General features: G+C 74.4%; 9 protein-coding genes. 2 read left to right on the forward strand and 7 right to left on the reverse strand.

What is annotated here, in order from left to right:
- Nucleotides 1-163: 163 nt before the first annotated feature.
- Nucleotides 164-958 (reverse strand): metal-dependent hydrolase, encoded by a 795-nt coding sequence (locus BJP40_RS02635; RefSeq protein ID WP_071278278.1) that lies wholly within the window; start codon nucleotides 956-958, stop codon nucleotides 164-166.
- A gap of 122 nt (nucleotides 959-1,080) precedes the next feature.
- Here BJP40_RS02635 and BJP40_RS02640 point away from each other — a divergent pair, with 122 nt between their 5' ends.
- Nucleotides 1,081-3,594, forward strand: coding sequence for an RNA helicase (locus BJP40_RS02640; RefSeq protein ID WP_071278280.1), 2,514 nt, complete (start codon nucleotides 1,081-1,083; stop codon nucleotides 3,592-3,594).
- A gap of 49 nt (nucleotides 3,595-3,643) precedes the next feature.
- Here the strand turns inward: BJP40_RS02640 and BJP40_RS02645 are convergent, their stop codons facing one another.
- The 6 genes from BJP40_RS02645 to BJP40_RS02670 all read right to left on the reverse strand — a co-directional run bounded on the left by BJP40_RS02645 (nucleotide 3,644) and on the right by BJP40_RS02670 (nucleotide 9,659).
- Nucleotides 3,644-3,844: a DUF6011 domain-containing protein gene (locus BJP40_RS02645; protein ID WP_071278282.1), complete on the reverse strand. Its 201-nt coding sequence runs from the start codon at nucleotides 3,842-3,844 to the stop codon at nucleotides 3,644-3,646.
- 9 nt (nucleotides 3,845-3,853) lie between these two features.
- Entirely contained in the window at nucleotides 3,854-4,537 is a 684-nt protein-coding gene (locus tag BJP40_RS02650; protein ID WP_079170859.1) for a DUF4389 domain-containing protein, read from the reverse strand.
- A 120-nt stretch (nucleotides 4,538-4,657) separates the two neighbouring features.
- On the reverse strand, nucleotides 4,658-5,485 hold the full coding sequence (locus tag BJP40_RS02655; protein ID WP_071278284.1) for an aldo/keto reductase: 828 nt from the start codon (nucleotides 5,483-5,485) through the stop codon (nucleotides 4,658-4,660).
- 71 nt (nucleotides 5,486-5,556) lie between these two features.
- Nucleotides 5,557-7,875: an ABC transporter permease gene (locus BJP40_RS02660; RefSeq protein WP_071278286.1), complete on the reverse strand. Its 2,319-nt coding sequence runs from the start codon at nucleotides 7,873-7,875 to the stop codon at nucleotides 5,557-5,559.
- Nucleotides 7,876-7,881: 6 nt separating this feature from the next.
- Complete coding sequence (locus BJP40_RS02665; RefSeq protein WP_071271529.1) at nucleotides 7,882-8,613, reverse strand: ABC transporter ATP-binding protein; 732 nt, start codon at nucleotides 8,611-8,613, stop codon at nucleotides 7,882-7,884.
- Nucleotides 8,614-9,131: 518 nt separating this feature from the next.
- Entirely contained in the window at nucleotides 9,132-9,659 is a 528-nt protein-coding gene (locus tag BJP40_RS02670) for a PadR family transcriptional regulator (protein WP_071278288.1), read from the reverse strand.
- 131 nt (nucleotides 9,660-9,790) lie between these two features.
- On the opposite strand from BJP40_RS02670, the gene BJP40_RS02675 reads away from it, so the two are divergent.
- Nucleotides 9,791-11,062 (forward strand): ABC transporter substrate-binding protein, encoded by a 1,272-nt coding sequence (locus BJP40_RS02675; RefSeq protein WP_071278290.1) that lies wholly within the window; start codon nucleotides 9,791-9,793, stop codon nucleotides 11,060-11,062.
- The last annotated feature ends 302 nt before the right edge of the window (nucleotides 11,063-11,364 follow it).

Consider the following 11,364-nt stretch of genomic DNA (forward strand, 5'->3'; position numbering starts at 1 on the left):
GCGGGTCCTGCACCGGGTCCGCGCCTGCCGTGCCGGGCCGCCGTGACGGCGGTCCCGGCGCGACGGCCGCGGCCCCGGACGGCCGGCCGCCGCCGGGCGGTACGTGTGGGGCCGACCGCGCGGTGCCGGAGCACCGGGCGGGGCCGCGCGCGGTGTGCCCGCGCTACGGGAGGACGTTCAGGGCGACGGCGCCGCCGAGACCGCCGAGGACCATGAAGAGCGGCATGAGGACCCGCACCTCCACCCACGCTCCGGCCTTGAAGCGCAGTGCCTTGGGCGGCCCGATCGGGAACCACCGCTTGCCGGCGATGGGGATCGGCCACAGGACCGGGCAACCCGAGACGGTCAGGGCGTCGCCGATGTCGTGGACGAGGGCGCCCAGCACGATCGGCAGGCCGAGCCACAGGTACTCCTGGCCGGGCGCGTCGAACAGCCAGGCGGAGCCGTTGCCCGGCTGGTCGAGGACACCTGCCAGGATCCACGCGCTGGTGGCGCCCAGCAGCCACACGAGGATGTCGCTGGAGACCCGGGCGGCCCGCCACAGCAGGCCCTCCACGGCCAGGACGAGGTGGACGAAGAGGATGGCGAGCACCGCCCACCGGCCCCCGGTGACGGCGAGCGCGGACGCCCCGGCGCCGATGGCGACGGCCCACACCCATGTGTGGGTCAGTGTCCGGTGGCCGCCGCTCCTGCGGGGGTCCTTCGTGGTGCGGGTGGCCTTGTAGACGGCGTACGAGAGCTTGTCGACCACTTCGCACAGCCAGCGGGACACCGGGCCGAAGGCGCGGGAGATCGTCGCCGCCTTGTGGTCCAGGTCGGGGGCGAGGGCGGCGCCCGCGCAGATCAGGGCTCCGACGACGAGGACCGGCCACGGCATGGCGTGACCGGCGGCTGCGGCCGCGGCGCCCACCCCCAGCCAGGCTGCCGCGCCGGAGAGAGAGTGCGCCGGTCCCATCATGGTGTGTGCCCGCCCCAAGTGTTCGTGCCGTGTCGCCGAGTTGACGGGACAGGGTACCTCCCGTGATCTTCGGGGCGGCGGCCGGTTCCCGCTTCGCGGGGGAAGGCAGGCAAGATGGAGGCGTGACCCTTATCGATCAGCTTCCGCAGACCGCCGATCCCGATGCCCTCTTCGAGGCCTTCTCGTCCTGGGCGGAGGGCCGCGGCATCAGCCTCTACCCGGCCCAGGAGGAGGCGCTGATCGAGGTCGTCTCCGGTGCCAACGTGATCCTGTCCACGCCCACCGGCTCCGGCAAGAGCCTGGTGGCGGCGGGCGCCCACTTCACCGCGCTGGCCAACGACCAGGTCACCTTCTACACCGCGCCGATCAAGGCGCTGGTGTCGGAGAAGTTCTTCGACCTGTGCAAGCTGTTCGGCACCGAGAACGTCGGCATGCTGACCGGTGACGCGTCCGTCAACGCCGACGCGCCCGTCATCTGCTGCACGGCGGAGGTCCTGGCGTCGATCGCGCTGCGCGACGGCAGGAACGCCGACATCGGCCAGGTCGTGATGGACGAGTTCCACTTCTACGCCGAGCCGGACCGGGGCTGGGCCTGGCAGATCCCCCTGCTGGAACTGCCGCAGGCGCAGTTCGTGCTGATGTCGGCGACGCTCGGCGACGTGTCGATGTTCGAGGAGGACCTGACGCGCCGCACCGGCCGCCCCACGGCGACGGTCCGCTCGGCGACCCGCCCGGTCCCGCTGTCGTACGAGTACCGCACGACGCCCATCACGGACACGCTGACCGAGCTGCTCCAGACGAAGCAGGCGCCCGTCTACATCGTGCACTTCACGCAGGCCGCCGCCGTGGAACGGGCGCAGTCCCTGATGAGCATCAACATGTGCACGCGGGAGGAGAAGGACCGGATCGCCGAACTCATCGGCAACTTCCGCTTCACCACCAAGTTCGGCAAGAACCTGTCCCGTTACGTCCGGCACGGCATCGGCGTGCACCACGCCGGCATGCTGCCGAAGTACCGGCGGCTGGTGGAGAAGCTGGCGCAGGCCGGGCTGCTCAAGGTGATCTGCGGCACGGACACCCTCGGCGTCGGCGTCAACGTGCCCATCCGCACGGTGCTGTTCACCGCGCTGACGAAGTACGACGGGAGCCGGGTCCGCACGCTGCGGGCCCGGGAGTTCCACCAGATCGCCGGCCGCGCGGGGCGGGCCGGCTTCGACACCTCCGGTTTCGTGGTGGCGCAGGCGCCCGAGCACGTCATCGAGAACGAGAAGGCGCTCGCGAAGGCGGGCGACGACCCGAAGAAGCGCCGCAAGGTCGTCCGGAAGAAGGCGCCCGAGGGCTTCGTCAACTGGTCGCAGAACACCTTCGAGAAGCTCATCGCGTCGGAGCCGGAGCCGCTGACGTCCCGGTTCCGGGTCACGCACACCATGCTGCTGTCGGTGATCGCCCGGCCGGGCAACGCCTTCGAGGCGATGCGCCGCCTCCTGGAGGACAACCACGAGCCGCGCCGGAACCAGCTCCGCCACATCCGCCGGGCCATCGCCATCTACCGCTCGCTGCTGGACGGCGGCGTGGTGGAGCAGCTCGACGCGCCGGACGCGGAGGGGCGCACGATCCGGCTCACGGTGGACCTCCAGCAGGACTTCGCGCTGAACCAGCCGCTGTCGACGTTCGCGCTGGCCGCGTTCGAGCTGCTGGACCCGGAGTCGCCGTCGTACGCGCTGGACATGGTGTCGGTCGTGGAGTCGACGCTGGACGATCCGCGGCAGATCCTGGCCGCCCAGCAGAACAAGGCGCGGGCCGAGGCCGTGGGCGCCATGAAGGCGGACGGCGTCGAGTACGAGGAGCGCATGGAGCGGCTCCAGGACGTGTCGTACCCGAAGCCGCTCGACGAGCTGCTGTGGCACGCGTACGACACCTACCGCAAGTCGCACCCGTGGGTCGGCGACCACCCGGTGTCGCCGAAGTCGGTGATCCGGGACATGTACGAACGGGCCATGTCGTTCTCGGAGTTCGTGTCGTTCTACGAGCTGGCGCGCACGGAGGGCATCGTGCTGCGGTACCTGGCGAGCGCGTACAAGGCGCTCGACCACACCATCCCTGACGACCTGAAGACGGAGGACCTGGAGGACCTGATCGCCTGGCTGGGCGAGATGGTGCGCCAGGTCGACTCCAGCCTGCTGGACGAGTGGGAGCAGCTCGCCAACCCGGAGGTGGAGAGCGCCGAGGAGGCGCAGGAGAAGGCCGACCAGGTCAAGCCGGTCACGGCCAACGCGCGGGCCTTCCGGGTGCTGGTCCGCAACGCGATGTTCCGCCGGGTGGAGCTGGCCGCGCAGGACGACGTGGACGGGCTGGGCGAGCTGGACGCGGAGTCCGGCTGGGACGCCGACCGGTGGGCCGGGGCGATGGACGGGTACTGGGACGAGTACGAGGACCTGGGCACGGGTCCTGACGCGCGCGGCCCGAAGCTGCTGTCCATCGAGGAGGACGAGGAGCACGGGCTGTGGCGGGTGCGCCAGACGTTCGCCGACCCGAACGGCGACCACGACTGGGGCATCAGCGCGGAGGTGGACCTGGCGGCCTCGGACGAGGAGGGCCGCGCGGTGGTCCGCGTGACGGACGTCGGCACGCTGTAGTCGGTCCGTGCGGTGCGCCCCGGGGCGGTGTCCCGGGGCGCACCGCCGTTCAGAGGCCGGGCAGGGGCTCCTGCTCGACGTCGTGGCGCCGGCCGCGGACGTCGGCCCGCCCGGGGTGGAGCTTCGCGTCGCAGGCGGGTCCGAGCCCGGTGCGGCGGGAGGCGCGTCCCGTCAGGGGCCTCCCGCACAGGCGGCACCGCATGCGGCGCAGCGCAGGGTCGGCGTCCGGCAGCAGGGCGTCGTCGGTCATGGGGGTGTTCTACCCCGTGGGCCGGTCGGGCTCCGCACCGCCCTGGTCCAGCCGGAACGGCGGATAGGCGTCGGTCATGAGGCTCGCGTAGGCGGCGACCCGCAGCACCCACCGGTTGAGGCCGACGACCAGGTCGAACAGGCCGGTCGGGTAGCGTTCGGTGAAGGCGACGGCGAAGCCGGCGATGACGGCGAGCAGGCTGATCAGGCCGCCTCCCCACCAGCCTGCGCGGGCTCCCCCGGTGAGGAAGCCGAGCACGAGGTAGTGCGGGATCGCCAGCAGCCACCACTTCACGAGGACCATCGAACGGGAGAGCTGCTCGGGGTAGGCGATGTCGAGGCGGGCCGGGGAGTCGGGCTCCGGGCCGAGGCTGAAGGGCGGGTAGCGGTCGGTGCCCAGTGCTCCGTACGAGTAGTAGGAGACCCGCCAGGACCAGCGGAGCACGCCGAGGTTGAAGTCGAACAGGGCCCGCGGGTAGCGCTCGGTGAACAGGATCGCGAAGAAGGCGATCACGGCGACGACGAGGAACGCGATCCACAGGAAGAACAGCACGACGTAGTGCGGGATCGCGAGAATCCACTTGACCAGCCACAGCCACCGGGACAGCGGCGTGTCGAGCCGGGCGGTCACCGTGACCGGCTGCTGCGGCCCGGGTGACGGCGTGGGGTACGGGGTGGCGCCGGTGTTCGTCATGACCGCTCCTGGGGGCGACTGCGTGATCACCGCAGTTCCGATCGTGCCACCGCCCCGGACCGGCTGCCACCGGACGGAGGTCCCGGACCGGGCCCCCGGTGGGGCCCGGTCGCGGGCGGGTCAGCCGAAGTGGGCCGGGTCGGGGCCGAGCCGCCGGCCCTGGTCGAGGGACGCGAAGGCCGCGAGGTCGTCATCGTCCAGGGCGAAGCCGAAGACGTCGATGTTCTCCTCGATCCGTGAGGGCGTCACCGACTTGGGGATGACCACGTTGCCGAGCTGGAGGTGCCAGCGCAGCACCACCTGCGCCGGGGTGCGGCCGTGCTTGCGGGCGACGGCGGCGACCTGCGGGAGGTCCAGCAGGCCGCGGCCCTGGCCGAGCGGCGACCACGCCTCGGTGGCGATGCCGTGGCGCACGTGGAAGGCACGGGCCTCGGCCTGGGCGAGCTGCGGGTGCAGTTCGATCTGGTTGAGGACGGGCACCACGGACGTGGCGTCCATGAGCCGCTCCAGGTGCTCGGGCAGGAAGTTCGACACGCCGATGGACCGGGCGCGGCCGTCCGCGTGGATCTTCTCCATCGCCTTGTACGTGTCGACGTAGGCGCCGCGGGACGGGACCGGCCAGTGGATCAGGTACAGGTCGACGTAGTCGAGGCCGAGGCGCTCCAGGGAGGCGTCGAAGGCGCGCAGTGTGGAGTCGTAGCCGTGGTCGCTGTTCCAGACCTTGGTGGTGACGAAGAGTTCCTCGCGGTCGATGCCGGAGGCGGCGAGGGCCTGGCCCGTGCCGCGCTCGTTCTCGTAGACGGCGGCGGTGTCGATGCTGCGGTAGCCGGCCCGCAGGGCGGTGCCGACGGCTTCGGCTGCCTGGTCGTCCGGCACCTGCCAGACCCCGTAGCCGAGCTGGGGCATGGTGGCGCCGTTGTTGAGGGTGAGGGAGGGGACCGTGGTCACGTGCGGCGATCCTTGCGTAGTGGGCTGTCCTGACACCCCGCACGGTACTCCGCGCGGGGTGCGCGGAGTGCTCAGGCGACCGCGCTGAGGGTGTCCGCCGGCCGGCGGCGGGCGGCCCGTGCGGCGGGCAGCGCCGCGAGGGCGGCGGCCCCGAGCACCGCGACGGCCGACAGCGCCAGCAGGTACGGGAAGGGCGGGCCGTAGGCGATGCCCGCGCCGATGCCGCTGGTGCGGCCCTGGTGCTCGATCAGCCAGTGGGCCAGCGGCACGCCGAGGGCCGTTCCGGCGACGGCGGCGGCCAGGGCGGTGGCGGCGACGGAGGTGACCGTGACGGCGGTGATCTGGCGGGGCGACAGGCCCATCGCCCTCAGCGCCAGCAGGTCCCGCCGCCCTTCCCGCACGGTGCCGCCGATGGCGGTGGACACCTCGGTCAGCCCGATCAGCGCGAGGACCGCGACGAGTCCGGCCACCACGCCGCGCAGCGAGGTGAGGCGGTCGGCGGGCCCGGCGACCTCGTGGAGGTCGAGCCGTCCGGCGGCCGCCTCGGCGAGTTCGGCGCGCACGGCGTGCGGGTCGGCGCCCGGCCGGATCCGCACGTGGTAGAGCGTGGGCTGGAGGGCGGGGTCGTTCTCGCGGAGGGTGTCCAGCGACGTGGAGACGACCCGGCCGCCGTTCTCGGGCTCGATGCTGCGGCCGACGAGGTGCAGCACCTGGGGGCGGCCGGCGACGGTGAGCCGCACCCAGTCGCCGACCTCGACGTCCAGCAGGTCGAGCAGGCCCTGCCCGGCGACGGCCTCGTCGGGTCCGTGCGCGGGGCGGCCCTCGACGACGGAGTACGGGTAGGGGTCCTGGCGGGTGCCGAGGCCGCGCAGCGCGATCGTCCCCGTCTGACCGGGCACGAGGGCGGCGACCTCCAGTCCGCGGTGCGCCGCCACCACGTCGGGGCTTCGCTGGAGGAGGGCGCGGGCCTCCCGGTCGCCGAGGCCCTCCGCGGGGCGCGCGGTGAGCGCGGCGGGCAGCCCCAGGTGCTCGGGGCGTGAGTCGAAACGCTCGATGGTCGTCCAGGCGCCGAGCGCCACGGTGATCAGCAGCAGCGGCAGACCGAGCCGGGCGACGGTGGCGGCGGCCCGCCTTCGGCGGCCGGGCCCGCCGCCGAAGGCCCGGTGCCAGCCGAGGACCAGGGCCGGCGGGACTCCGGGGAGGGCGAGCGCCCGGCGGGACGCGCGGGACAGGCCGCGGCCCGCGGGCAGGGCCGAGCCGCTCCCTGCCGGGACCGGCGGAACGCGGCCCGCGCGCCAGGCGGCGAGGCCGGTGGCCGCGCCGATGAGGAGCACGACCGCGCCGGGGACGCCGAGGAGTGCGGCGGTGTGCCCGGGCAGGCCCTGCCACACGCTGACGGCGTCCCCGAGCCGGCCCGGCAGCCGCCCGCCGAGGAACCGGATGAGCGCGGTGGCGAGCGCGGCGCCGAGGACCGCGTACGCGAGGTGCTGGGCGAGGAAGGCGCGGACGACCTGGCCGGGGGTGAAGCCGATGGCCTTGAGGACGGAGATGTCCCGCAGGTGGCCGCGGACGCGGGTGCTGATGGCGCCGAACACGGCGAGCGCGGCGGCGGCGAGCGCCCCGAGGCCGAAGAGGCCGAGGACCTGTCCGAGGAGCCGGGTGTCGCCCCGGGCTCCGTCGCGGGCCTCCTGCCACGGGGTGACGTCGGTGATGGCGCCCGCCCCGAGGAGGGTGACGGCGCGCTGTACGGCGTACGCGGTGTCGTCGCCGTCGGTGAGCCGCAGGCCGGTGACGCTGCCGGGCCGGCCGGGGAGGTCGCGTACGGCGGCGGGGGGCGCCCAGACGGTGCCGGGGCGCTCGCCGGGTGCGTAGTGCGGCTCCACGGTGTCGGCGATGCCGAGGACCGTGAGGGTCCGGCCGCCGGGTCCCGGCAGGGCGAGGCGGTCTCCGGGGGCGGCGACCAGGGCCGCGGCGAGGCCGGCGTCGAGGACGACGCCGTCGGGGACGGCCCGGTCGAGCCAGCGTCCGGAGGTGATCAGGGGGCGGCCGGTGGTGGGCGGGCGGCCGGGCTCGACCGCGCGCAGCTCGACCGCGGCGCGGGTGCCGCCGGTGGTGACGCTGGTGGCGACGGTGTCGTAGGGCCCCGCCGTGGCGGTGACGCCGTCGAGTGCGGCGAGCCGGGCCGGGTCGGCGGCGCGGGTGGTGTGGAGCCAGACGTGGGCGCCGTGGGACTGGGTGAAGACCCGCTGCCACGGGTTGGTGGCGTAGCCGAAGAGGGCGGCGGCGAGCAGCAGGGAGGCGACGATGCCCGCGGTGGCGGAGACGAGGAAGAGCGCCTCCCCTCGGTGGCTCCGTGACGTGGCGTGCGCCCAGCGCAGCATGGCCCGCACGGTCCCTCAGTCCCTCAGCTCGACGACGCGGGCGGGGGCGGCCGCGGCGCCGGGGCCCGGGCCGGCGCCCAGGCGGGCGTCGTCGGTGATCCGGCCGTCGAAGAAGCTGATGACCCGGTCGGCCGCGCTGGCCAGCCTGGCGTCGTGGGTGACGAGGACGATGGTCTGGCCGCGCTGGTGGAAGCGGGACAGCAGCCGCATGACCTCGCGGGTGCCCTTGCTGTCGAGGCTTCCGGCGGGCTCGTCGGCGAGCAGCAGCCGGGGGTGGTTGACGAGGGCGCGGGCGAGGGCCACGCGCTGCTGCTCGCCGCCGGACAGTTCGCCGGGCATGCTGCGGGCCTTGGCGGTGAGGCCCAGCTCGGCGAGGAGTTCCTCGCGCGCGGCGCGGGCCTTCTTCGGTGGGGTCCCGGCGAGCAGCGCGGGCAGTTCGACGTTGTCGGCGACGGTGAGGTTCGAGACGAGGTTGAAGAACTGGAAGACGATGCCGATGCGGCGGCGCCGCTCCACGGCCCAGCGGGCTTCGCTGGAGGAGTCGGTGGACTCGCCGTCGAGGCGGATGGTGCCGCCGTCCGGCCGCTGGAGACCGCCGAGCAGGTGGAGGAGGGTGGACTTGCCCGCGCCGGAGGGGCCGGTGACGGCGACGAACTCTCCGTGGTGCACGGTCAGGTCGATGCCGCGGACGGCGTGGACGGGCCCGCCTTCGCCGCGGTGGGTCTTGGTCAGCCCCTCGGCCTCCAGGAGAGGGGCGGGGGCACCGAAGGCACCAGAGGGGGAGGTGCCGCTTCCGCCGAGGCTTGCGGAGGCGGATCCGTCCTTCGCCCCGGACGTGCGGGAGGCGCGGCTGCCGCTCCCCCGTCGGGTGCGGGCGGCGCCGGCGGCGGGGCCGTCCTCACCGCGCGACGCACCGGAGGCGAGGCCGCCCTTGGCGCGCCACCTGCCGAAGAGGCGGCCGGCGCCTTCCCCTCGCAGGCGGGAGGCGCGGCTGCCGTCCGCGCCGGGGGCGGGGCCCTCCTCGCTGCGCGACGCGACGGAAGCGGGACCGGCCTTGTCGCCCCGGGCGCCGTGTGCCGGGCTCCCGGTGCCGTCCCGGGCGCCGGATGCGGGGGGTCCGCCCGGAACGCGGGTGTCGCCGGAAGCGCGCGGGGGCGTGGCGCCGGGCCCGGCCGGGGTGCCGGATATGCCGGGGTCGGTCGGGTCGGGCCGGTCCGTGGTGCCGGATATGCCGGGGTCGGTCGGGTCGGGCCGGTCCGTGGTGCTCATCGCCGCTGCTCCTCCAGCTCTTCGAGCTCCTCCTGGCAGCGCTCCAGCCAGTCGAGGTCCGCCTGGAGGTGGAGCATGGCGCCTTCGATGAGGAGGTGCGAGATCCGGTTGTCCCGGTTCTCGGTGGTGGCCAGCTTGGAGAGGGTGCGCATGGTGTTGAGGTACTCGCGTCGCTGCTTGTTGATGAGGGTGATCTGGTCCGCGAGACCGGTACGGGGGGCGAGGGCGAGTTTCATGAAGAACTCGTCGCGGATCCGCGGTTCCTCCGCGGTCTCCTCGAACCAGGCGCGCAGCGCCTCCCGCCCGGCGGCGGTGAGGCGGTAGATCTTCTTGTTGGGCCGGCTCGACTGGGCGACTTCCTCGCCCTCGATGAGTCCCGACTTCTTCAGCCGGCCGAGGGGCACGTAGATCTGGCCGACGTTGGGCTGAGGGTACGCGGCGCCCAGCAGTTGCTCAAGGTCCTGCTTGAGCTCGTACCCGTGGGCCGGCCCGCCGGCGAGGAGAGCGAGGAGCTGCATGCGCACTCGGGGGGCTCTCCTTCTGTCGCGATACGGGATCGATGTGCTCTGCGCCCTAGTATCGCCGAATGCCTAACAGGTATACATGCCCCTGACCAGACGACGCCGTCCGGTGCCAGTGCTCCAGGGAGGAACCTATGCGGTGGATGCGTGCCGCGGGTAGGGGGTTCCTTGCCGCGGTCCTGATCCTGACGGCCTCCGTGGCGTCGGCAGCGCCCGGAGAGGGGCGCGGCGACGGGCGGGGACCGGTGACCCTGGCGACCGCCGGCGACCTGACCGGCTACTTGAAGCCGCTGCTGGACGACTGGAACGTGCGGCGCCCGGGCGAGAAGGTCACGCTGGTGGAGCTGCCCGACTCGGCGGACGAGACGCGGGCGCAGATGGTCACCGACCTGCGGTCCGGTGAGGGCCGCTTCGACGTCCTCAACATCGACGTGGCCTGGACCTCCGAGTTCGCGGCGGCCGGGTGGATCGCCCCGCTGGAGGCTCGCCGCTTCCCGCTCCGCGACCTGCTGCCGCCGGTGGTCGACACCGCCACGTACGGGGGGAAGCTGTACGCGGTGCCGTACGTGACCAACGCAGGCATGCTGTTCTACCGCTCCGACGTGCTGGCGGCGGAGGGCGAGCGGCCCCCGCGCACCTGGGCGGAGCTGGAACGGCAGGCCGCGGAGATCGCCCCGCGGCACGGGCTCGGCGGCTACGCGGGCCAGTTCCTGCCGTACGAGGGGCTGACGGTCAACACCGTGGAGGCCGTCTACTCGGCGGGCGGAACGGTCCCGGGCGCAGCCGGGGGCGGCGATCGGGCGGCCGGGGACACGGCGGCCACGCGGGCCGGGGTGGACTTCCTGGCGCGCGGCGTCCGCGACGGCTGGATCCCGCGGGAGGCCCTGACGTACACGGAGGAGGAGTCGCGCCAGGCGTTCCAGGACGGCAGGCTGCTCTTCCTGCGGAACTGGCCCTACGCCTGGGCGGCCGCGGCCGGGGCGGGCTCGGAGGTGGCGGGACGCTTCGGCGCCGCACCGCTGCCGGGGCCCGACGGGCCGGGGACCAGTGTGCTCGGCGGGTCGAACCTGGCGGTGAGCGAACGGGCGCGGCACCCCGGGACGGCGGCCGAGCTGATCGCGTACCTGACGAGTGAGCCGGTGCAGCGGCGGGTCCTCACGGAGGGCGCCCTGCCGCCGGTGCGGGCGGCGCTGTACGAGGACGCCGGGCTGGTGCGGCGGTTCCCGTACCTGCCGGCGCTGCGGGAGAGCGTGCTGGCGGCCCGCCCGCGGCCGAAGAGCCCGCGGTACGGCCAGGTGAGCCTGGTGGTCCAGGCGGTGATGCACGACGTGCTGGCGCAACGGCAGACGCCCGAGGCGGCGGTACGGCGGATGACGGCGGAGCTGGAGGCACTGGCGGCCCGCTGAGGCCGGCGGCACGCCCGCCCGGTCCGACTCGCCGCCCCCGGCGACGTCGCGAGCGGCTTCCCGAGGGGCGGCGGAGGCGTCCGTGGGACGCGGAAGCCCCCCGGCGGGGGGCGCGGCGGGTGGGGCGACCGAGCCCGCAGGCCGGCCGCGACGGCAGGCGGGCGCGGCCGGCGGCTGCCGCGGCGTGCGGCCGGACCCCGAGGCGCCGAGCCGGCCGCGGGGTGGGCGCGGTACGCGGCCGGCGGCCGGGAGGCCGCGCCGGGAGGCCGCGCCGGGAGGCCGCGCCGGGAGGCCGCGCCGGG

The sequence above is a fragment of the Streptomyces sp. CC53 genome, assembly GCF_001865245.1.
GTDB lineage: Bacteria > Actinomycetota > Actinomycetes > Streptomycetales > Streptomycetaceae > Streptomyces.